Annotated in this window: 20 protein-coding genes; 11 read left to right on the forward strand and 9 right to left on the reverse strand. The window is 59.8% G+C overall.

All coding sequences use genetic code 11. The features are described from left to right. Nucleotides 1-6 precede the first annotated feature (6 nt). On the forward strand, nucleotides 7-531 hold the full coding sequence (locus HMPREF2692_RS08670) for an excalibur calcium-binding domain-containing protein (protein WP_070823386.1): 525 nt from the start codon (nucleotides 7-9) through the stop codon (nucleotides 529-531). A gap of 47 nt (nucleotides 532-578) precedes the next feature. Here HMPREF2692_RS08670 and HMPREF2692_RS08675 read toward each other — a convergent pair whose 3' ends face one another. From HMPREF2692_RS08675 to HMPREF2692_RS08705, 7 genes are all read right to left on the reverse strand, one after another. After that, nucleotides 579-2,054: an NAD-dependent succinate-semialdehyde dehydrogenase gene (locus tag HMPREF2692_RS08675; RefSeq protein ID WP_070823388.1), complete on the reverse strand. Its 1,476-nt coding sequence runs from the start codon at nucleotides 2,052-2,054 to the stop codon at nucleotides 579-581. A gap of 8 nt (nucleotides 2,055-2,062) precedes the next feature. Further along, nucleotides 2,063-2,842, reverse strand: coding sequence for an HpcH/HpaI aldolase family protein (locus HMPREF2692_RS08680; protein ID WP_070823389.1), 780 nt, complete (start codon nucleotides 2,840-2,842; stop codon nucleotides 2,063-2,065). Continuing rightward, entirely contained in the window at nucleotides 2,827-3,612 is a 786-nt protein-coding gene (hpaH, locus tag HMPREF2692_RS08685) for a 2-oxo-hept-4-ene-1,7-dioate hydratase (protein WP_062036576.1), read from the reverse strand. Before hpaH ends, HMPREF2692_RS08680 begins: the two co-directional genes overlap by 16 nt. 107 nt (nucleotides 3,613-3,719) lie before the next feature. Continuing rightward, nucleotides 3,720-4,796 (reverse strand): 3,4-dihydroxyphenylacetate 2,3-dioxygenase, encoded by a 1,077-nt coding sequence (gene hpaD, locus HMPREF2692_RS08690; protein WP_061925414.1) that lies wholly within the window; start codon nucleotides 4,794-4,796, stop codon nucleotides 3,720-3,722. Between the two features lie 41 nt (nucleotides 4,797-4,837). Next, nucleotides 4,838-6,352 carry a 5-carboxymethyl-2-hydroxymuconate semialdehyde dehydrogenase gene (gene hpaE, locus HMPREF2692_RS08695; protein ID WP_061925417.1) on the reverse strand — a complete coding sequence of 505 codons (1,515 nt, stop codon included), beginning with the start codon at nucleotides 6,350-6,352 and terminating at the stop codon, nucleotides 4,838-4,840. A 31-nt stretch (nucleotides 6,353-6,383) separates the two neighbouring features. Then, nucleotides 6,384-7,055 carry a GntR family transcriptional regulator gene (locus HMPREF2692_RS08700; protein ID WP_061925420.1) on the reverse strand — a complete coding sequence of 224 codons (672 nt, stop codon included), beginning with the start codon at nucleotides 7,053-7,055 and terminating at the stop codon, nucleotides 6,384-6,386. Further along, entirely contained in the window at nucleotides 7,052-8,530 is a 1,479-nt protein-coding gene (locus tag HMPREF2692_RS08705; protein ID WP_061925423.1) for a fumarylacetoacetate hydrolase family protein, read from the reverse strand. The genes HMPREF2692_RS08700 and HMPREF2692_RS08705 overlap by 4 nt, the downstream gene beginning before the upstream one ends. Nucleotides 8,531-8,654: 124 nt before the next feature. Here HMPREF2692_RS08705 and HMPREF2692_RS08710 point away from each other — a divergent pair, with 124 nt between their 5' ends. Further along, complete coding sequence (locus HMPREF2692_RS08710; RefSeq protein ID WP_070823390.1) at nucleotides 8,655-10,016, forward strand: MFS transporter; 1,362 nt, start codon at nucleotides 8,655-8,657, stop codon at nucleotides 10,014-10,016. A 156-nt stretch (nucleotides 10,017-10,172) separates the two neighbouring features. Continuing rightward, the gene (locus tag HMPREF2692_RS08715) at nucleotides 10,173-12,023 is read left to right on the forward strand and encodes an FAD-dependent monooxygenase (protein WP_070823392.1); all 1,851 of its coding nucleotides are present in this window, start codon (nucleotides 10,173-10,175) and stop codon (nucleotides 12,021-12,023) included. Nucleotides 12,024-12,109: 86 nt separating this feature from the next. On the opposite strand, the gene HMPREF2692_RS08720 is transcribed toward HMPREF2692_RS08715, so the two are convergent. After that, nucleotides 12,110-12,751 (reverse strand): hypothetical protein, encoded by a 642-nt coding sequence (locus HMPREF2692_RS08720; protein ID WP_141761318.1) that lies wholly within the window; start codon nucleotides 12,749-12,751, stop codon nucleotides 12,110-12,112. Nucleotides 12,752-13,045: 294 nt separating this feature from the next. On the opposite strand from HMPREF2692_RS08720, the gene HMPREF2692_RS08725 reads away from it, so the two are divergent. From HMPREF2692_RS08725 to trpA, 6 genes are read left to right on the forward strand one after another with little or no spacing between them, the layout of a single operon-like run. Next, nucleotides 13,046-14,581, forward strand: a complete 1,536-nt coding sequence (locus HMPREF2692_RS08725; protein WP_061925436.1) for an anthranilate synthase component 1 — start codon at nucleotides 13,046-13,048, stop codon at nucleotides 14,579-14,581. Continuing rightward, complete coding sequence (locus HMPREF2692_RS08730) at nucleotides 14,578-15,243, forward strand: anthranilate synthase component II (protein WP_061925439.1); 666 nt, start codon at nucleotides 14,578-14,580, stop codon at nucleotides 15,241-15,243. The genes HMPREF2692_RS08725 and HMPREF2692_RS08730 overlap by 4 nt, the downstream gene beginning before the upstream one ends. Beyond that, nucleotides 15,244-16,266: an anthranilate phosphoribosyltransferase gene (gene trpD, locus HMPREF2692_RS08735; protein ID WP_070823394.1), complete on the forward strand. Its 1,023-nt coding sequence runs from the start codon at nucleotides 15,244-15,246 to the stop codon at nucleotides 16,264-16,266. Next, nucleotides 16,259-17,635 carry a bifunctional indole-3-glycerol-phosphate synthase TrpC/phosphoribosylanthranilate isomerase TrpF gene (trpCF, locus tag HMPREF2692_RS08740; RefSeq protein WP_070823396.1) on the forward strand — a complete coding sequence of 459 codons (1,377 nt, stop codon included), beginning with the start codon at nucleotides 16,259-16,261 and terminating at the stop codon, nucleotides 17,633-17,635. Before trpD ends, trpCF begins: the two co-directional genes overlap by 8 nt. A gap of 37 nt (nucleotides 17,636-17,672) precedes the next feature. Further along, on the forward strand, nucleotides 17,673-18,887 hold the full coding sequence (gene trpB / locus HMPREF2692_RS08745) for a tryptophan synthase subunit beta (protein ID WP_070432468.1): 1,215 nt from the start codon (nucleotides 17,673-17,675) through the stop codon (nucleotides 18,885-18,887). Further along, a complete protein-coding gene (gene trpA, locus HMPREF2692_RS08750) occupies nucleotides 18,887-19,705 on the forward strand; it encodes a tryptophan synthase subunit alpha (RefSeq protein WP_070432469.1) in 819 nt (272 codons plus the stop codon). Before trpB ends, trpA begins: the two co-directional genes overlap by 1 nt. A 113-nt stretch (nucleotides 19,706-19,818) precedes the next feature. Here the strand turns inward: trpA and HMPREF2692_RS08755 are convergent, their stop codons facing one another. After that, nucleotides 19,819-21,036, reverse strand: a complete 1,218-nt coding sequence (locus HMPREF2692_RS08755; RefSeq protein ID WP_070432470.1) for a dicarboxylate/amino acid:cation symporter — start codon at nucleotides 21,034-21,036, stop codon at nucleotides 19,819-19,821. 167 nt (nucleotides 21,037-21,203) lie between these two features. On the opposite strand from HMPREF2692_RS08755, the gene HMPREF2692_RS08760 reads away from it, so the two are divergent. Both HMPREF2692_RS08760 and HMPREF2692_RS08765 read left to right on the forward strand, forming a co-directional pair. Further along, nucleotides 21,204-21,659 carry an SdpI family protein gene (locus tag HMPREF2692_RS08760; RefSeq protein WP_061925457.1) on the forward strand — a complete coding sequence of 152 codons (456 nt, stop codon included), beginning with the start codon at nucleotides 21,204-21,206 and terminating at the stop codon, nucleotides 21,657-21,659. 236 nt (nucleotides 21,660-21,895) lie between these two features. Beyond that, the gene (locus tag HMPREF2692_RS08765) at nucleotides 21,896-22,267 is read left to right on the forward strand and encodes a Rieske (2Fe-2S) protein (RefSeq protein ID WP_061925459.1); all 372 of its coding nucleotides are present in this window, start codon (nucleotides 21,896-21,898) and stop codon (nucleotides 22,265-22,267) included. Nucleotides 22,268-22,306 lie beyond the last annotated feature (39 nt).

Here is a 22,306-nt window from a genome sequence, read left to right on the forward strand (position 1 = left end):
AAATTTGTGAAGAAGAAATCTCTTGGCCTACTGCTTGCAGCGGCCCTCTCATTTGGCGCTATCTCTCCAGCGCAAGCACAAGAAGTTAACGCTCCGGTTGCCTCCGAAACGAGCGTTACAGCCGAACAAGATACCGCCACCAACTCCCAGTCCTCTGAACCTGATACCGGGGTAATTGTTGGCTCTGTCGTTGGCGCTCTCGCATTGGCCGGCCTCATCGCGGGCGGAGTCTATTGGGCTGTTCAACAGCGCATGATCCCCAATCCGCTGCCTGGAATTATTCCGAATCCTCCAGCACCAGCTCCCGCCCCTGCGCCAGCACCGGCACCAGCTCCCGCTCCCGCCCCTAGGCCAGCTCCAGCCCCACCTCGCGTGATGGCACCCGCCCCTGCTCGCGTCACCGCCAGCTATGCAAACTGCACTGCCGTGTGGAACTCCATTGGCCGCCCAATCCGCTCTGGCGATCCTGGCTTCATGTCGAAGTTTGATCGTGATGGCGATGGCGTTGGTTGCGAGCGCGACCCTCGTTAAAACCTAAAGCAGCCACCCCATCGAAGTGGCTGCTTTTCTTATATTCCTTATCGGTTGGCGTATGGGTTACGCACACCGATGTACTGCAGCGAGGTGTACTCCTCGATGCCCTCGGCGCCGCCCTCGCGGCCCATGCCGGACTGCTTGACGCCACCGAATGGGGCAGCGGCATTAGAGATGACGCCGGCGTTAAAGCCCATGAGGCCGAACTCTAGGCCATCGCCCAGGCGCCACATACGGTCGGAGTCTTCCGTGAACACATAGGAGGCCAGGCCATACTCGGTGTCGTTGGCCAGCTCGATGGCCTCGGCTTCATCGCTGAAGGTGAGGATCGGCGCAACCGGTCCGAAGATCTCCTCCTGCGCCACGCGTGATTCACGTGAAACATTGGTCAGGACGGTCGGCTCGTAGAAGTAGCCAGCACCCTCACCACGGCTGCCGCCGACGAGGACTTTGGCACCCTTGGCGACGGCGTCTTCGACGAGCGCGGCGACGTTGTCCTGAGCCTTCTTCTCAATGAGCGGCCCACAGGTAACGCCCTCATCCATGCCGTTGCCCACCTTGAGCTCAGAGATCTTGGCTGCAAACTTCTGTGCGAACTCTTCGGCCACGGACTCGTGCACGATAAAGCGATTAGCTGCAGTGCAAGCCTCACCAATGTTGCGCATCTTCGCGCCCATCGCACCCGCTACAGCTTGATCCAAGTCTGCGTCCTCGAAGACGATGAACGGCGCGTTGCCACCGAGCTCCATGGAGGTGCGCAGAACGTTGTCCGCAGCAGCCTTCAACAAGGTCTTACCCACCGGAGTAGAGCCAGTAAAAGACACCTTGCGCAGGCGCGAGTCAGCCATGACCGGCTCAGAAATGGCGGAAGCGGACTTGCCCGCCACGACGTTCAGAACGCCCTCCGGAAGACCCGCGTCAATCATGGTCTGGGCGAAGTACTGAGCGGTCAGCGGAGTCAGCTTCGCTGGCTTGAGCACCATGGTGCAGCCCGCAGCAACCGCCGGCGCAACCTTGCGGGTAGCCATGGCGAGTGGGAAGTTCCACGGGGTGATAAGCAGGCACGGACCCACCGGCTTACGGCGGGTCACCATCTGAAGGGTGCCCTCCGGTGCGGGCAAGCTGCGGCCATAGTCACGCACGGCTTCCTCAGAGAACCAGCGCAGATGCTCCGCACCATAAGTGACCTCACCGTAGGCCTCAGCCAGAGGCTTACCCATTTCCAAGGTCATCAACGCAGCGAATTCATCTTTGCGCTCGGTAACAAGCTCGAAGGCGCGACGCAGAATGTTAGAACGCTCGCGCGGGGTTGTGCGCGCCCACTCGTCCTGGACGGCACAGGCGGCATCCAGCGCGGCCACGGCATCCTCCGAGTTACCCGAAGCCAATGTGGCTAGTACCTCACCGGTGGCGGGATTCTCCACGTCGAAGGTCTCACCTGACGCAGCATCGCGCCACTGCCCGTTAATCAGCAGTCCGGTCGGAACCTTGGCCAACAGTTGCTCAACATTGATGGTCATAAAAGTTGCTAACCTTTCTTCGAGAATTTGTCCGCCAGCGTACGCGCCGCACCGGACAGAAGCTGTACATCAGCGCCTACCAGCGCAAACAACGCACCTGCGTCGAGATAACGCTGCGCCTGCTCCAGATTGAAAGCGTTGACGCCCACCGGCTTGTCCGCGGCACGGACCGCATCGAAAGTACGCTGCACAGCGTCCAGCACGTCTGGGTGAGTCTGCTGTCCCAGCAGCCCCATTGAGGCCGCCAAATCCGATGGGCCGACAAATACTTGGTCAACACCATCGACTGCCGCGATCTCCGCCGCGTTCTCCACAGCGGTGAAGGACTCAATCTGCACGGTCAGGCTGACGGTCTCAGCGGCCTTCTGCAAATACCCCTCCACACCATTCCAGCGGGAAGAACGAGCCAACGCACTGCCGACGCCGCGCACACCGCGCGGTGGGTAATACATTGCCGCTACAGCCTTCTCGGCCTCGGCTGCAGTATCGACCATAGGCACCATCAGATTCTGGGCACCAACATCTAGGTATTGCTTGATAAGTGCGGTATCATTAACCGGAACACGCACCATGCGGGTTGGCCCATACACATCTGTGGCCCGAAGCAATTCTGCGATGGTCTCCAAGCTATAAGGGGAGTGCTCGCCATCAATGAGCAGCCAATCGAAACCGGCGGAAGCAACAATCTCCGCCGCCACCTGGGAGCCGGAGCAGATCCAGGCGCCGATCAAGGGGGCGTCGTCAAGCGCGCGCGTGAAGGTTGGCGGAAGTTCTACTGGAATCGGCATGTGATTGCTCCCAACTTTCCGTAATCGGCGTGGACGGCATCGCCCGGCTCCACCCACATCGGCTTGGTGAAGGAGCCGGCGAGGATGATGTCGCCCTTCTTCAAAGTGTCGCCGTGGGCATGCAGCTTGTTCGCCAGCCAGGCGACGCCCATCGCCGGATGGTTGAGCACCGCCGCGGCGACGCCGGTGTCTTCGATGGATTCATTGCGATAGAGGAGGGCGGAGACCCAACGGAGGTCAACGTCTTCGGGACGGACTGGGTTGCCGCCATAAACCATCGCACCGAGCGCCGCGTTGTCAGAGATGGTGTCCACGATGGTGCGGCCCTTCATCTCAATGCGGGAGGAGAGGATCTCCAAGGCTGGCACCACGTAATCGGTCGCGCGGAGCACGTCAAAGATGCTGCAGTTAGGCCCCGCCAGGTCCTCCTTGAGAACAAAGGCGAGCTCCACCTCGATGCGCACGTTCGAGAACTGCGCGTGCTCGATAGCGGATCCGTTCTCATAGACCTGGTCCGCAAAGATGGCACCGTAGTCCGGTTCGGTAATACCGGTTGCCTCCTGCATCACCTTGGAGGTCAGACCAATCTTGCGGCCAACGAGGCGCCGCCCACCGGCGATGCCGCGCTTTACCCACTCACCCTGGATGGCATAAGAATCCTCCACACCCATGTCCGGGAAACGAGTGCTCAGCAGAGGAATCATCGTGCGGTCGCGCTCGGCCTGCGCCAGCTCATCCGCGATGGCTATATGTTGCTTGCTATCTAACATTGTCGAATTCCTTAGTTCGTTGTTTCACGTGAAACATGCAGAAAAGCTGGACCGCATTTCTGGGTTTTAATCAACCTTGAAATCACAGTCCAGCATCCATGAGAGCTTTAGAGCTGGTTGCCGAGCTTGAACTCGCCCTGCTTCCACTCCGGCATCTCCTCGGAATCTTCCTTGCGGGTGTAGGAGAAGCCATCCGCGCCGATGGTCTGCGCCATCTCGGACTCATCGGTGCGCTCGACCAGCGGAACCGGATTGCCATCGAGGTCGAGGACGGTGGAGCCGTCGCGGTACCAAGAAGGAACAACCGGGGTACCCCACCAGTCGCGACGCTGGTTGTCGTGGACGTCCCAGGTGACAACCGGGTTGTCTGGGTCGCCGGTGTAGTAATCCTGGGTGTAGATCTCCACGCGGTGACCATCCGGGTCGCGCAAGTAGAGGTAGTAGGCATTGGAAACGCCATGACGGCCTGGGCCACGCTCGATAGCGTCAGACTCGCGGAGAGCGCCAAGCTTGTCGCAGATGGCGATGATGTTGTGCTTCTCGTGGGTAGCGAACGCGATGTGGTGCATGCGCGGGCCGTCACCACCAGTCATTGCAGTGTCGTGGACGGTCGGCTTACGGCGCATCCATGCGGCATAGACGGTGCCCTGCTCATCGCGGATATCCTCAGTGATGCGGAAGCCAAGATCCTCCATGTAATCCACGGCCTTCGGAACATCCGGGGTGATCTGATTGAAGTGATCCAAGCGAACCAACGCGCCCGGGATATGGGCGTCATAGCTCCACGCCAGACGCTCGCGGTGCTCTACCTCGTAGAAGAACTCGTATGGGAAGCCCAACGGATCCTGCACACGCACAGAGTCGCCGACACCCTTGACAAAGCCGTCCTTGTTGCGACGAACCTCGCAGCCGCGGGCCTTGTAAAACTCCTCAGCGCGGTCCAGATCTTCGGGGCTACGCACGCGGTAGGAGAAGGCCGCCACTGCCGGAACAGGGCCCTTGCGCAGCACCAGGTTGTGGTGGATGAACTCCTCGTAGGTGCGTAGGTAGATCGCGTTGTCATCTTCCTCGGTCACGACGAGGCCTAAGGTATCCACGTAGAACTTACGGGAAGCCTCAAGATCGGTAACAACGATCTCCATGTAGGCGCAACGCAGGATATCCGGTGCTTGAACGTTGGTCATGATGTGCTCCTTGGGTGAAAACTAGGTGAGAGAAAAAGGATTTAGTCCTGCTTGCCGAAGACCGGGTTGTGAACCTTGTCGAGGTTGATGTGGACTGCCTGCTGGTCGGTGTAGAAATCGATGGAACGGTAGCCACCCTCATGGCCCAAGCCGGAAGCCTTCACGCCGCCGAATGGGGTACGCAGGTCGCGGACGTTATTCGAGTTGAGCCAGACCATGCCGGCCTCCACGTTCTGCGCGAAGTTGTGCGCACGCTTGAGGTCGGAGGTCCAGACATATGCGGCCAGACCGTACTTGGTGTTGTTGGCCAGCTCGAGCGCTTCCTCGTCGGTGTCGAACGGGGTGATCGCAACGACCGGACCGAAGATTTCTTCCTGGAAGATGCGGGCGGATGGGTCGACGTCAACGAAGACGGTCGGCTGCACAAAGTTGCCCTCTTCGAAACCCTCTGGGCGCTCGCCGCCGGCGGCCAGCTTGGCTTCCTGCTTGCCAATCTCGATGTACGAGGTGACCTTCTCGTAGTGCTCAGGGTGAACCAGGGCGCCGACCTCGGTCTTCGGGTCAGAAGGCAGGCCCACCTTTACGCGCTTGGCGACGGCGGTGTAGCGCTCAACGAATTCATCGTAAATGTCGCGCTGGACGAGGATGCGTGAGCCGGCGGTGCAGCGCTCGCCGTTCAGGGAGAACACGCCGAAGATGCAGGCGTCGATTGCGGTGTCGAGGTCCGCGTCGGAGAATACGATGGCAGGGGACTTGCCGCCCAGCTCCATCGACAGACCCTTCAGGTGCGGTGCCGCGTTCCCGAAGATGATCTGACCGGTGCGGGACTCGCCGGTAAAGGAGATCAGCGGGACGTCTGGGTGCTTGACCAGTGGGTCGCCCGCGTAGCCTTCCTCGCCGAAGCCGTTGACTAGGTTGAAGACGCCCTTCGGGAGGCCAGCCTCCTCAAAGATGCCTGCCCACAGCTGTGCGGAAAGCGGGGTGAACTCGGCAGGCTTCAGGACAACGGAGTTACCGGTGGCGATAGCAGGAGCGAGCTTCCAGGACTCCAGCATGAAAGGAGTGTTCCACGGGGTGATAAGACCTGCGACGCCGATTGGCTTGCGGTTGACGTAGTTGATCTGGCGGCCCGGAACCTTGTAGGCGTCGTCGGCCTGCGCAACGATGAGGTCAGCGAAGAAGCGGAAGTTCTCCGCCGCGCGCTTGGCCTGGCCATTGGCCTGGGTGATGGGCAGGCCGGAGTCGAAGGACTCCCAAGCAGCCAGCTTGTCTGCGCGGGTCTCGACGATGTCTGCGATCTTGTTGAGGACGCGAGCGCGCTCGCGGGGGAGAGCCTTGGACCACTCGCCGCGCTCAAAGGCAGCCTTGGCGGCAGCAACGGCCTTGTCGATGTCGGCCGGCTTGCCGGAGGCGGCCTTGATGTAGTTCTGGTTGGTTACCGGATCGAGTACGTCGAACTCGTCGCCGTCGATGGAGGAAACGAACTCACCATCGATGTAGTGGAGGATCTTCTCTGGCAGGTCGTTTGGCTTCGCGGCGTCGTTGTTGATGCTCATGGCTTTAGGGTTCTCCTTTAAGTCTGGGTATCTAGGTTGCGTTTGCAGTGTCTGTTTCGGCGTTTTTTGCCCGATAGCTCCGGGAGGTTTGCAAGCGGTGTTCCCGTGCAACCTTTTCCACGTATGCTTCCTCGGCGCCAATCTCAATGAGGGTGACTAGCTTTTCGTGTTCTTCCACCGAGTCCAACGCCCGCTCCGGGATGTAGCGGAAGGTCGAAACGCGGTGATATTCCAGTTGGTCCCATTGCTCGTAAACCAGCTTTACAAGCCTTTCGTTGGGACACTTGGCAAAGAGCACGCTATGAAATTCTTTGTTGAGCTTGGTGAACTCGTCTGGGTCGTGGGTGACATCAAGCTCGCGCATCTGCTGATTAAGCTCCCGCGCCTTGGCGACGTCCGCGGCTTCGAGGAAGGGAGCGGACTGGGCGGTTGCCCGGGCCTCGAGTGTGGCCACAATCTCCATGGATTCGTAGTAGGCCTCGCGGTTGTGGGTGGTTACTCGCGCGCCCACATTGCGTTCGTAGGTAACCAGCCCTTCGGCCTCGAGCTGCCTGATGGCCTCGCGCACCGGCACGACGCTGACATCGAGTTCTTCCGCAATTGTTGTAAGAACCAAGCGGTGGCCTGGCTCGTATCCGCGGGTGCGGATCTGCTGGCTTATCCAGTTATATGCCTGTTGGGATTTGCTCTCCGCGAGGCTCATTGACCACCCCCATTCTTGAAGGCGAGGTAGGCCTCCTTGTTGGCGCCCTTTGGCGGGAACATCCCGTCGAGGCTTGCGCCGGCCTTGACCTGCTCGGCCACCCAGTCATCCTCGTGCTCCTTGGCAAGCGCAGCGTCTGCTACCTCCTCAGCCAACTCGCGCGGGATGACGATGACGCCGTCGTCATCGCCGACGATGATGTCTCCCGGGATAACGGTGGCGTTGCCACAGGAAACAGCAATGTCGCTATCCCACGGAACGTGCTTGCGGCCGAGCACGCATGGGTGTGCGCCTTGGGTGAAGACGGGCAGGCCGATCTCACGGACCGCCTCGTAGTCGCGCACACCGCCATCGGTGACAACACCGGCCGCGCCGCGGGTCTTCGCGCGCAGTGCAAGAATGTCGCCCAGGGTGCCAGACCCCGGCTCTTGGCGAGCCTCGATGACGATTACTTCGCCTTCCTTCACGGTGTCGAAGACTTTCTTCTGCTCGTTGAAGCCGCCGCCGTGGCTCTTGAAGAGATCTTCGCGCCCGGCAACGAAGCGCAGGGTGCGGGCGACGCCCACCATTTTGGTGCCCGGAGTCTGTGGATAGACACCTTCGATGACGGATTGGTTGATGCCGCGATTTCGTAACTGTGCCGAAAGTCCGGCGGTGGGCGCCTCCTCCAATTTCCGCTTCAATTCCGCGGAAAGTTCGGAAGAGGAGGAAGAGGCAAGCGGCGGAAGCCCAGCGGACTCACGGTCGCCGTAGGCATCCTCGCGCTGCTTGTCATCGACATTCGGCAGGTTGCCCAGAGCCGAATCGAAGGAAGCCGGGATTTCTACGACTGCCGTCTTAAGACGTCCGGAGGTCTCGCCACCCGGTACGTCAACCTCGACCTCGACGACATCGCCGGGCTTGATCACGGTGGAGCCCGCCGGGGTGCCCGTCAGGATGATATCGCCAGTCTCCAAAGTCATGTGCTGGGAGAGGTCCGCGACAAATTGCGCGAGAGGGAAGATGAGGTCCTTCTCAGACGAGGTACCCTCCTGCGCCAGCTCGCCATTAACCCAGGTGCGCAGGCGCAACGAGGCGGGGTCGATCTTCTGGGCGTCGATAAGCATGGGCCCAATCGGCGTATAACCATCGCGGGACTTGGAACGGGTATTAGATCCCTTATCCTGCGCGCGATAATCATAAAGCCCCAGGTCATTGGAAGCAGTTACATAGGCGACATGACCCCAAGCCTCATCCAAGGTGACATTGCGAGCCGGCTTGCCAATGATGAGCGCAATCTCGCCTTCAAATGCCAACAGCTCAGTGCCCGCCGGACGCTCGACGACGCCGCCGGATTCCGCCAGGGTACTGGTCGCCTTCAGGAAGTAACTCGGGGTCTTGGGCCAGCGACCACGTTGAGCGGCACGGGACTCAAAAGCCACGTGCACGGCAATAATCTTGCCCGGTTTCTCAGGCAGGAATTGGGGTACAGCCATGAAAAATCCTTCTTTTCTCTCAAATGTTTGCCCAAATCGTATATTATCCCTACCAACGCCGCAAGTGGTTCAACTCACAATAAGTGGTTAGGTATACGACAAGCCACAACTTGAAAGGGAAAACATGTCGCAAGCAACTGCCGCTCCGACAATCACGACGGCCGAACGCCGCCGTGTTGTCGCCGCGACCACCATCGGTACCGCCATCGAGTGGTACGACTACTTCCTCTACGCCGCGGTAGCTGGCCTCGTATTCAACAAGCTCATGTTCGGCCCGCTGGAAGGCGGCCTGGCCACCATCATCTCCTTCCTTACGGTTGGCCTTTCCTTCCTCTTCCGCCCAATCGGCGCTTTCCTCGCCGGCCACTTCGCCGACCGCTTTGGCCGTCGCGTGGTTCTCATGGTCACCCTCTTTGCCATGGGCGGCGCCACCACGCTAATCGGCGTCCTGCCCACCTTCGATAGCGCTGGTGTTTGGGCGCCAATCCTGCTCATTGCCCTGCGCATCATCCAAGGAATTTCCGCAGGCGGCGAGTGGGGCAGTGCGGTGCTGATGGCGGTGGAGCACGCACCCGTCGATAAGCGCGGGCTCTATGGCGCCGGGCCCCAGGTGGGCGTGCCGGCTGGCCTGCTGCTTTCTTCCGGAGTTCTTTCAATCATGAACACCATCGCGCCTGGCGACGCCTTCATAGCCTGGGGCTGGCGTGTACCGTTCCTGCTTTCCTTCGTGCTGGTTTTGGTGGGTTACCTAATCCGCATGGGCGTTGACGAATCCCCAGTCTTCGAGGAAATCGCCGAGCGCCAAGAGGAAGAAACGCCACATCCTTTCGCCGTTCTGTTCAAGAAGTTTTTCCCACTAGTCTTCACCGCAGCACTGGTTTTCGCAGGCAATGGCACCGTGGGCTACATGACCACGGGCGGCTACATCCAGAAGTACGCGACCGACCCGGACGGTCCGGTTGCGCTCGCGCGCGGCGACGTCCTGAATGCCGTCACGCTTTCCGCGTTTACCTGGGCACTTTTTACGTTGTTTGCCGGTGCCATCTCCGATCGAATTGGTCGCCGCGCGACTTATCTCATCGGCTTTATCGCTCAGGCGCTCGGCGCCGCAGCGCTTTTCCCTCTGGTCAACACTGGCGATCTCAAGCTGCTCTATCTGGCACTGACCTCGCTAACCTTTGGCCTGGGCCTGACCTACGGCGCCCAGTCCGCCATGTATGCCGAGCTTTTCCCGGCATCCATTCGCGCCACGGGCGTTTCCATCACCTACGCCCTCGGCTCGGTCCTAGGCGGAGCTTTCGCCCCGATGATTGCGGCTTCCCTGGTCGAAGCAACGGGCACCACCTTCGCGGTATCCGGCTATCTAGTCACGGCTTCGCTGGTTGGCCTCGTGTGCACCTTCATCCTCCGTGAGCGCAAGGGAATCCCTCTTGGCCCAGAGCACGAAGCCGCGCAAGCGCGCGGGCACTTCATCTTCAGCAAGTAATTCCCCACCGTTTCCACGCAAATCGAAATGCTCATTGTAGAAAATTGCGGCATCATATATGATTCCGCACATAGGACTTAGATCACACTCCCTTAATGCATTGAGTTAAGTCACCCGCATCCCATCCACTTCATCTCGGCCAACAAGGAGATCACAGTGCAGTTCCACCACAATGGTTATGTTTCCCAAGACCCCCGCGTCCTCGAGCCCGCAGGTTATGGCGTCGACCGCGCCAGCGAGCTGCCAGACACCATGGACGTCCTCATCGTGGGCTCCGGGCCCGCGGGCATGATCACGGCTGCACAGCTGGCGATGTTCCCGAGCGTCAACACTCGCATCATCGAGCGCCGCCCGCACCGCCTCATCCTGGGCCAGGCAGACGGCATCCAGTCCCGTTCCGTGGAGACTTTCCAGGCTTTCGGCTTTGCCAAGGAAATCACCGAAGAGGCCTACGAGATCACCGAGATGTCCTTCTGGAACCCGGATCCAGAAAACCGCGAGCACATTATCCGCGGCGCCCGCCCCGTCGATGACGAGGGTGGCATCTCCGAGTTCCCACACCTCATCGTTAACCAGGCCCGCGTTCTGGATTACTTCGCCCGCTTTGCCCACCGCGCCCCGGGCCGCATCGAACCGGACTATGGCTGGAAGTTCATCGAGCTCGAGGTAGGGGAGGGCGAATACCCCGTTGCCGTCAAGCTCGAAGATGAGAACGGCAATCCCCGCACAGTCCACGCCAAGTACGTCGTCGGCTCGGACGGCGCCAAGTCCCGCGTGCGCAAGTCCATCGGCCGTTCCTTAGACGGCGATCAGGCCAACCACGCGTGGGGCGTCATGGACGTCGTGGTCGATACCGACTTCCCAGATTGGCGCACCAAGTGTGCCATCCACTCCAAGGCTGGCTCGATCCTCCACATCCCGCGCGAGGGCGGCTACCTCTGCCGCATCTACGTCGACTTGGGCGTCGTCCCAGAAGGTGACAACGGCAAGATCCGCGAGACGCCAATCGAGAAGATCATTGAGAAGGCCAACGAGATCTACTCTCCTTATTTCATCGATGTGAAGATGGTGGCTTGGCACTCCGTCTACGAGGTAGGCCACCGCCTAGTCGATGCCTTTGATGACAACAACGATTCCCCGCGCGTCTTCCTGACCGGCGATGCTTGCCATACCCACTCCGCGAAGGCGGGCCAGGGTATGAACGTTTCCATGCAGGATGGTTTCAACATTGGCTGGAAGCTTGGCCACGTCTTGGATGGCCGCGCGCCGGAGGAGCTGCTGAGCACCTACCACGGCGAGCGCCAGCCAGCCGCACAGAACCTCATCAACTTTGATAAGGAATGGTCCACCCTTATGGCCACCCCGCCGGAGGAGCTCGAGGATCCATGCGCGGTGGAGAAGTACTACGTCGCCGCCGAGGAATTCGCCGCCGGCATGATGACCCAGTACGAGGAGAACATCATCGTCGGCGACACCCAGCATCAAGAACTGGCCACTGGCTTCCCGGTGGGCAAGCGTTTTAAGTCCTTTGAGGTTCTCCGCCGCTGCGACGCAGTTCAGCAGCACCTGGGCCACCAGCATTTCGCAGACGGCCGCTACCGCATCTACGCTTTTGCCGACGCCCCGAAGGCCGGCGAGGAATCCAAGTTCAGCGCCTGGGCCGAGCGGATGAAAGAGGTTCTGGCCAAGTTCACTCCCGCTGACGCCGACGAGAACACCTACTTCGACGTCAAGGCCATCTACCAGCAGACCAACCACCACGATTACGAGATCTTGGACGCCCCGCGTCTCTTCCGCCCGTTCAACGGCAAGTTCCATATCCCCAATTGGGAGAACGTATTCAACGCCCTGCCTGGCGAGCGCGACATCTTCGACGCCCGCGGAATCTCCCGCGAGGGCGCCGTTATCATCGTCCGTCCAGACCAATACGTCGGTGCGGTACTGCCGCTTGATAACGTCGCGGCGGTCGAGGCTTACTTCGACAAGGCGCTGTTGCCAACCAAGTAAGCAACGGCTCAAAAAGCAGCCACAAACAACGCCCCGCGTAGTGTTTCACGTGAAACACTACGCGGGGCGTTTAGCGTTAGCAGCGCCTAGGAGTGCTTAGCCAGGAGCGCTTCCAGACGCTCCGCGAGCGGCTGGCGGTTCAGCTCCGCTCCCTTCTCGCGGAGATCGGCAGCTTCAAATTCTGGAAGGACCTTATCCAGGACCTCGTTAGAAGATTCTTCTGGGTGCTTCAACGCGCGATAGAAAGCGGCACTCAATACGATTTGTTCCATCACCGCTATGGGCTTGCCCGGAGCATATTCCGGAGCATCCGGCTCAAAGTCCCAGACCTGGACCCAGTCGAGGCCGAAGAACTTGGGACAATTTCCTTCCACGATTTCGCGGGCGTAGTTGCGGGGAAGGGCAGCGCTACGACGGCCCGGATCGAAGATGCCGAGGACTGGCTCGCCATCGTTCTCGCCAACCACGAGCCAATCGCTGCCGTGGTATTCCACCAGCGATTGGCCGAGCACGAGCTCAACCTCATCGACACTGAGATTCGGAGCGACCTCACGGGCGAAGGCGTCGACATATGGCGCTTGCCATGTCTTGTGCTTCTTCAGCTTCTCATCGTCGCCGTGAACTTCCATGAAACGCTTGAAGGTCTCGGCCGCTTCCTCACGACGCTTGGTTAGTTGTTCCGAGTACTGTTCCTGAAGTGGTGCGAGTTTGGATTCAAGTGTGCCCATGGTCACAACCATACATCGGAGCATTCATTTGTTCGTGCATAAAATGTGCTCGAAACCACACACGTAGCACACACTCATGCTATGGTGTGTCTCATGCAACTTCTGGCCAACAAGACCCAGAACTGGTGGTGGCTCGCGTAACTGCGGGCCGGTTCACTCGAACCCAGAAGATTTAGGCTCGCGTTATGCGGGCCTTTCGTGGTTTTATAACCACCACGGCGCACGCGGCGCGAATCTAAAGCTTCAAAACTTTAAAAGCTACAGACAACATTTAGCCGCGAAAGGCCACCACGAATGCCACCAACCCCTACCTCCGGAACGGTCTTCCATACCGCCTCCCGAGCGATACCTTATGAGCAGGATGCATCCCTGCTTTTCCAACGGCTCGCGCAGCCGAAGGATAGCCTCCTCCTTGAAGCCGCCGACATCGAGTCGAAAAAGAACCTCAATTGCATCGCAATTCTCCAGGCCGCGCTGAAAGTTACCTGCCGGGGACAGCGTGTCACAGCCACGCCACTAACTAAAGTGGGCGAGGCAATGATGGAGCGCCTCAAGGATCAGCTTGGCGAGTACTTCGATGGCGAGGCGTTCGCCTTTAGCCTTTCCGCGAAGAGCGACGAGCGCGAGCGCCTCCGCGACGTTTCGACCGCCGCCGTACTTCGTGCCCTTCAATTAGATGCCGGATACTCCACGCCGGATGGCGCCCTTCCATTCGTCGGAGGCGGCTTTGCTTATGACTATCTCGAGACCTTCGAGAAACCGCCCGCCGTAGGGGAGGGGCCGAACGATTATCCGGATTATGAGTTTCTCGTCGCACAGACTCTCCTCACCATCGACCACGCTGCAGAGACCGCCGCGTTGCATGCGGTCGATCTGAATGAGGACGCGGCGTCGGCAAGCTCGGCAGAGCTCGCATCCATCAAGCCGCAAAGTCTAGAACCCGCACCGAACCGAGATCGCCTCGCTGCGGAAGCTTCGATGACCGACTCCAAGTTCCGCGCCATTGTGTCACAGTTACAAAATAACGTGACTGTGGGGGACATCTACCAAGTGGTGCCATCCCGCGCATTTTCCCTCGATTGCCCCGACGCCTTCGCCGCCTACCGCCAACTGCGCGAGACGAACCCTTCGCCGTATATGTTCTACGTGCGCGGCGCGGACTATGAGCTCTTCGGCGCCTCACCAGAATCCAACCTAAAGTTCGACGCCCCAAGCCGCGAGGTTCAGCTTTATCCCATCGCCGGCACACGGCCGCGCGGGCTCAACAAGGATGGCAGCATCAACCACGAACTCGACATCCGCAACGAGCTCGAGATGCGCACGGATAACAAGGAAGTTGCCGAGCACACGATGCTTGTGGATCTGGCCCGCAACGACCTCGCGCGCGTGGCCGTCCCACAGACTCGCAAGGTCGCCGAGCTGCTCCAGGTGGATCGCTACTCCCGCGTGATGCACTTGGTTTCACGTGTAACCGCCACCCTCCACGAGGACTACGACGCCCTCGACGCCTATCGCGCATGCATGAACATGGGCACTCTCACCGGCGCCCCGAAGCTTCGCGCGATGGAACTCATCCGCGAAACCGAGAAAACGCGCCGCGGTTCCTACGGCGGGGCAGTGGGATACTTGAAGGGCGATGGCTCCATGGATAACTGCATCGTCATCCGCTCCGCCTACGTGAAAGGCGGGGTAGCGGTGGTTCAGGCTGGCGCCGGCGTTGTCCGCGATTCCGTGCCGCAGGCCGAAGCCGATGAAACCTTGCACAAGGCCTATGCCGTGCTGCACGCCATCGCACTCGCTCATAACGCAAAACTGGAGGTTGTCCGGTGACGCATTCCACGCAGACTCATTCCCCGCACGTGGTGCTCATCGATAACCACGATTCCTTCGTCTACAACTTGGTCGACGCGCTCGCCGGCTACCGCACGACCATCTTCCGCAATACCGTCTCGGTTGAAGAAGTCCTGGCTGCGGAACCCGACATCATCTGTCTCTCCCCAGGCCCGGGCCACCCGCGCGAGGCCGGCTGCATGATGGAACTCATCGATAAGGTGCTGGGGAAGATCCCGTTGTTTGGCATCTGCCTCGGCTTCCAAGCGCTGCTGGATCACCACGGCGGCACCGTCGAGCCCTGCGGCCCGGTTCACGGCAAGTCGGTCCGGATGACCCTCACTAAAGCTGGCGCGAAACATCCCATCTTCACCGGGCTCGCCGTCGACTCCGAGCCGGACAATCCGGATTACGTCGGCACCCAAGTCCCAGTGGCGCGCTATCACTCCCTGGGCTGCAAGAAAATCCCTACAGAAATGCGGGCGCTGGCTACCACCGAGACCGCCATCGGAGACGTCGTCATGGCGGCCGAGACCGAGGACCAGATGGCCTTCGGGGTCCAGTTCCACCCAGAGTCCGTACTTAGTCCCACCGGGCCCATCATGCTGGAAAGCTGCATCGAGTATTTGTCCGCGAAGTACCTATTTGGAAAGGCCAACTAAATGGAAAACGAGAACGCACTGAAGCTGCTCCAGGAGTACTTGAACACCGCCGAACCCACCCTCGAACAGGCCGGGAAGGTCTTTACTTCGCTGACCGTCGGCGAGTACGACGACATTCACATCGCCGCTTTGCTCACCCACATCCGCACCAGGGGCGAGACGCTTGCCGACGTCGCCGGTGCCGCCCATGCCTTCCTGAAGGCCGGCCGCCCTTTCCCGATCACCGGCGAGGGCCTGATGGACACCGCGGGCACCGGTGGTGACGGTGCGAATACCATCAACATCACCACCGCGGCGTCGCTAGTCGCAGCCTCCGACGGGGTGAAGATGATCAAGCACGGCAACCGCTCGGTTTCTTCCAAGTCGGGTTCGGCCGACGTCCTCGAGGCGCTGAACATTCCGCTAGACCTCAATCCAGAGCGCGCCGTGCGCCAGTTTGAGGAGTCCAACTTCACCTTCCTCTTCGCCCCGGCCTATAACCCGGCGGTGGCACACGTGCAGCCGGTGCGCAAAGCACTCGGCATCTCCACCATCTTCAACACCCTCGGTCCACTGCTTTCCCCGGGCCGCCCGGAGTTTCAGATCATGGGCATCGCCAACCCCGCGCAGGGACGCCTCATCGCGGAAGTCTTCAAGGAGCTAGGCCGCACCCGCGCGTTGGTGGTCCACGGTGCGGGCACCGATGAGATTGCCGTCCACGGCACCACCCACATGTGGGAGCTAAAGGATGGCGAGATCAGCGAATATGACGTCACGCCAGAAAGCCTCGGCATTGAACGCCACGAGCTCGCGGACCTCGTCGGCGGTGACGGCGCGGAGAATGCGCAGCTGCTTCGCGACGTCTTCGCGGGGGAGGGCAAGCCCGCACACCGCGATGCCATCGTCGCCGCGGCGGGTGCGATGTTCTATCTCTACGGCAAAACCGCAACCATCGCCGAGGGCGTCGCCCACGCGAAGGAAATCATCGACTCCGGCCAGGTGGCCGATTGGTTGCGCACCCACGAGGAGGCGAACTATGCCTAAGCTGCCAACGGTGCTGGAGGGGATCGTCGCGGGGCGTCGCACCCACCTCGCGGAGATCCGTGAGCGCATCGCCCACGTGGATCTGGCGAACCTGCCGAAGTCGGAGCGTTCGCTTTACGACGCCCTGGATGGCACCAATCGCTTCATCATGGAGTGCAAGTCCTCCTCACCTTCGCTCGGCCTCATCCGCGAGCACTACGACCCGGGTGCCATCGCGCGCATCTACTCCCACTATGCCTCGGCAATTTCGGTACTGTGCGAACCCGATAAGTTCGGCGGCGATTATGATCATCTGCAAACCGTCGCGATGTCCACACATCTGCCGGTGCTGTGCAAGGACTTCATCATCGACCCGATTCAGGTTTATGCCGCGCGCTACTATGGCGCCGACGCCATCTTGTTGATGATGTCCATCGTCGACGACGCGACCTACGCGGAGCTGAAGGCGCTCGCCGATTCCTTAGGACTGGACGTACTGACGGAGGCGATTACCAAGGAGGAGGTCGACCGCGCCGTCGCCTTCGGCGTCGACATCATCGGCATCAATAATCGGAACCTCCACGATCTGAGCATCGACCTGACGCGTTCGGAAAAGCTCGCGGAATATGTTCCGCAAGGCAAGATCATTGTCTCCGAGTCAGGAATCCGCGATAACCAGACGGTGCGTCGCATCGGCGGCCACGCCAACGCTTTCCTCGTCGGCTCTCAACTGACGAGCCAGCCGGACATTGACCTGGCCGCGCGCCGCCTCGTCTACGGCGACAACAAGGTCTGCGGACTCAGTACTCCTTCCGCGGCACAGGCAGCCCGCACGGCCGGTGCCATCTACGGTGGACTCATCTTCGAGGAGGACTCTCCGCGCAATGTTTCACGTGAAACTGCGGAACAGATCATCAGCCACGAGCCGGGGCTGCGTTACGTTGCGGTCTCGCGCCGCACATCCAACTTCGCGGAGATTGCATTCGAGGGCATCCACGCAATCCAGCTGCATGCCCCGTATCAGGGGAGCGTCGAAGCCGAGCGCGCGCTCATCGCGGAGGCCCGCAAGCATTCGAACTTTGTCTGGCGTGCCATCGACATGACGGCGCCGGATGCCCCGGACTTGGCGCGGGCGCTTGCCGGAGACGCGGATCTCCTCGTTCTCGACACCGGCCGCGGCGGCACGGGGCAGACCTTCGATTGGTCCACGGTTCCACGTGATATCCCGGCCCTCCTCGCTGGAGGACTCAACCTCGAGAATCTGGAGGAAGCGCTCGCCGTCGGCACCGCCGGCCTCGACCTCAACTCCGGAATGGAGACCTCCCGCGGCAAGGACTCTGGCCTCATCGCCCGCGCCTTCCAAACCATCCGCAACTACACAAATCCTTAAATTGACTTCTTCACAACACCCCGACACAGGAAAGAACATGACTGAAACACAAGAAACCAGGGAAACCTTGCTCCCGGCCTACTTCGGTGAATTCGGCGGGCAATTCGTGCCAGAATCCCTCATCCCAGCTCTCGATCAGCTTGAGCAAGCCTTCGTCGATGCCCAAAACGATCCCTCCTTCCGTGAGGAGCTCGCCGGCTACCTGAAGGATTACCTCGGCCGCCCGACTCCGCTGACCGAGGCAACCAAGCTCGGCGGCAAGGCCCGCATCTTCCTCAAGCGCGAGGACTTGGTGCACGGCGGCGCACACAAGACGAACCAGGTAATCGGCCAAGCTCTGCTGGCCAAGCGCATGGGCAAGACCCGCATCATCGCAGAGACCGGCGCCGGCCAGCACGGCACCGCCACCGCACTGGCTTGCGCGCTGCTCGACCTTGAGTGCGTGGTCTACATGGGAGCCAAGGACGTCGAGCGCCAGCAACCCAACGTCTACCGCATGGAACTCATGGGCGCCAAGGTCGTCCCCGTCGACACCGGTTCCGGCACCCTCAAGGACGCCGTTAACGAAGCACTGCGCGATTGGACCGCAACCTTCCACGAGTCCCACTATCTCCTCGGTACTGCAGCCGGCCCACACCCGTTCCCAACCATCGTGCGCGAGTTCCACAAGGTGATTTCCGAAGAGGCAAAGGCGCAGATGATTGAACAAACCGGCGAACTGCCGGACCTCGTCGTCGCCTGTGTCGGCGGCGGCTCCAACGCCATCGGCATGTTCGCCGATTTCATCGAGGACGAGGGAGTCGAGTTAGTTGGCGCTGAGCCAGGAGGCGAGGGCCTCGACTCCGGTAAGCACGGTGCCACCATCAACAACGGAACGGTGGGCATCCTCCACGGCGCGCGCTCCTATCTGATGCGCAATGCTGACGGCCAAGTAGAGGAGTCTTACTCCATCTCCGCCGGCCTGGATTACCCGGGTGTCGGCCCACAACACGCACACCTGTCTAAGACCGGCCGCGCTAAGTACGTCGGCATCACCGATGCCGAGGCACTCGAAGCCTTTCAGCTACTGAGCAAGAAGGAGGGCATCATCCCGGCCCTCGAATCTTCCCACGCCCTCGCCTATGCGTTGAAGCGTAAAGAAGAAGACATCACCATCCTCGTATCCCTTTCTGGCCGCGGCGATAAAGACATCGACCACGTCCGCCACACCCTCGAGCAGAACCCACAGCTGCGCCTCAAGGAGGAAAACTAATGAGCCGCTACGACACCCTGTTTGCCACCCTCAAGGACGAGGGAGCATTCGTTCCTTTCATCATGCTGAGCGATCCCTCTCCGGAAGTAGCTCTGGAGATCGTCCGCGCGGCCGTCGCCGGCGGTGCCGACGCCCTCGAGTTGGGCGTTCCTTTCTCTGACCCAGTTGCCGATGGCCCGACGATTCAGGCCTCGCACATCCGCGCGCTAGCCAACGGCGCGACCGTCGATGCCGCAATTGAGCAGATCAAGCAGATTCGCTCCGAGTTTCCGGAGCTTCCCATCGGCATGTTGATCTACGGCAACGTCCCATTCACCCGCGGCATCGAGAACTTCTATCAGGAGTTCCACGATGCGGGTGCAGATAGCATCCTGCTTCCCGACGTCCCGGTGCGCGAAGGCGCCCCATTCGTCGCGGCCGCGGAAAAGGCTGGCGTCGACCCAATCTTCATCGCACCGGCACAGGCGAGCGAGAAGACCTTGGCAGGCGTGGCTAAATACTCCAAGGGTTACATTTATGCCATCTCCCGCGACGGCGTGACTGGTACGGAGAAAGTCTCGGAAACCCGCGGCCTCGACGAGGTGGTTGCCAACGTCAAGCGCTTCGAAGGCGCTCCGGTTCTCCTCGGCTTCGGCATCTCCACCCCAGAACATGTTGCCGATGCCATCGCTGCCGGCGCAGCGGGCGCTATAACCGGCTCCGCAATCACCAAGATCATTGAGAAGCACGTTTCACGTGAAACCGACATTGATGTCGATGCCCTTAAGCAAGACATCACCGACTTCGTCGCATCCATGAAGGCGGCGACCAAGAAGTAGCGGCACCTAAAAAAACTGAGCGCATCAAAACGCATATAAAAAGACCCGAGGAAGTTCTCGCATGAACTTTCCTCGGGTCCTAGTTTTGGATTAAGCGCCTATAAGAACAGCTCTTACTGTTGTTCGGCTGGGGTAGTGGTCTCCTTGTCAAGGCCCTCAATCTTGCCGCGCGCGAAGCGATCCACAATCATCGCGATTGCACCGTCGCCGGTGACATTCGCTGCGGTACCGACCGAGTCGATGGCAATGTATGCCGCAATCATGAGCGCCACGAGGGAATCATCGAAGCCCATGTTTGCCTGCAGAAGACCCACCGCAACCATCACCGCACCGCCTGGGACGCCAGGCGCAGCAACCATCATGATGGCCAGAAGGAAGATGAACCCTGCCGCCTCGCCGAAGGAAACATCCATGCCCGTCATCGTGACGATGGCGAAAGCGTACAGAGTCAGCTTGATCATCGAGCCCGAGATGTGGATGGTTGCGCCGAGCGGAATGACGAAACCAGCCACCGGACGGGAGATGCCATTCTTAAGCGCGGACTCTAGGGAGACCGGAATCGTGGCCGCTGAGGATGAGGTACCCAGCGCGGTGAAATAGGCCGGCGCCATATTCTTTAGCGCGACGAAGGGATTCTTGCGCGCGATTGCGCCAGCGATCAGGTACTGGAAGAGAAGGTACACGATGGTCATGACGACGGCGAGGATAAGCACCTTAGAGAAAGCAACGAGGACGTCGCCAAGATTGCCATTCATTCCCAGCGACAAGAACATGCCGAAGATGTAGACCGGCAGAAGCGGAACGACGAATCCCCAGATAATCTTGACTACGACGGCTTCCAGCTCTTTAGTCACCGCATAGAGAGTGTCGGACTTCACCGCAGTCATCGCAACGCCGATACAGAAGGACAAAAGCAACGCCGACATTACTTCGAAAGGTGGCGGCATATCCACGGTGAAGTAGGGCTGCAGCGCACCTTCCTCAATATCGGAAACGTTGGTATCGATGGTCTGGCCCGCAAGCATCGTTGGATAAAGCGCGACTGACAATCCATAGGCAATGAAGCCCGCGAGAATCGTGGAGCCATACGCGAGTGCGACCGTCATTCCGAGCCATTTGCCAGCGCCGCGACCAAGCCCCGCAATCGCAGGCGCCACGAGGGCGAAAATCAGAACTGGGATGAAGAAGCCCAGAAAGTTTCCGAAGAGCCCATTGAACGTGGCGAAGATGCGCGCGGCCCATTCCGGCAGAATGAAGCTAGCAGCAATGCCCAATATGATCGCAGCGACGATCTTAAAGAGCAAAGAGCTAGTAATACTCTTGAGGTTCATTTAGCTATCTTTTCATTGTTATGTGGTGCGTGTGACCACTGTTTTCTTTGGCACAACACGAGCAGAATGTTACCAAACGAGCAGCTTTTCACACTCATCGTAAAATCACCGCGAACCCACGAAGAGCTGGATTTTCTTCTGGCAAATTCAGGGATAAACTAGGGGACATGCTCGCGATAGCCATCATCTTCTTTACCCTCGCCGCCATCTTCCTCATCGTGGGCGGCCTCGCCACCGCGCGTAAGCTCCCCGGTAATAGTGTCGTGGGCCTCCGCCTGGTAGAAATCCGCAAGACTAAGGAAGCTTGGGACAATGCTCATGCAATCGCCGGCCCATTCTGGATGCTCGCTGGTGTCTCTTTGCTCTTCGGCGGAGTCGTGGCGATCTCCGCACGCGGCTGGATGTGGACCATCCCGGCCCTGACTTTTGTGATTTCCATCCTGGCGCTGTCCATCGGATCTAACATGGGTTCTCGCGCAGCCTTCCTGTGGGATGAAGCCCACAAGGCAGAAGAGGGCTGCGGTGACAGCTGCAACTGTGGCGACGATGGATGCGGCTCCACCGAACCCGAGGTAGATCTCGGGGCGCTCCGCAAGGCAGCCGAGCAAGCAGATCACGCCTAGCAAGCCTTCAGCCCTCGCGCTGCGGGGGCTATTTTCATAGAGTTTCATAAAGACACAGTGACGTTAATTAACAAATCAGATAGTCTAAGGACTTATCGTCATGAGTGACTTTAAGATTGGCAACTAATGTCAGCCGAAAATGGGGAGTATAAAGAATTTGTTTATTCCAAGACTTGGCCTCACCGACCGAAAGGAAACTGAGCCGATTTTCCGAAAGAATGCGATAGGGTAGACACATGACTCAGTGTTCACGTCGCATCTTCCTTCTCGGCTCCGCAACCACCTTCGCGGGCGCCTACCTTGCCGCATGCGGTAAGGAACCAAGCGCAGAAATCGCAGCCACCGAGGTTCCGGTCGGCTCGGCCGTCATTGTAGACAAGGTCATTTTCGCGCAACCCAAGAAGGGTGAGTTTAAAGCATACTCGCAGACTTGCCCACACCAGGGCAGCCTAATCACCCAGATCGAGGAGATGACGGCAACCTGCACCACGCATTTTACTTCCTACAACCTGGAAGACGGCTCCGTCATCGACGGCCCTGGAACCAAACCGCTAACCGAATATGACGTCGAGACCGAGGGCGACAAGGTTAAGAACGTCTCGGCTTAAGGCCAAAAAGAGCGAGTGTTTCACGTGAAACACTCGCTC

The sequence above is a fragment of the Corynebacterium sp. HMSC036D03 genome (assembly GCF_001836185.1).
GTDB lineage: Bacteria > Actinomycetota > Actinomycetes > Mycobacteriales > Mycobacteriaceae > Corynebacterium > Corynebacterium simulans.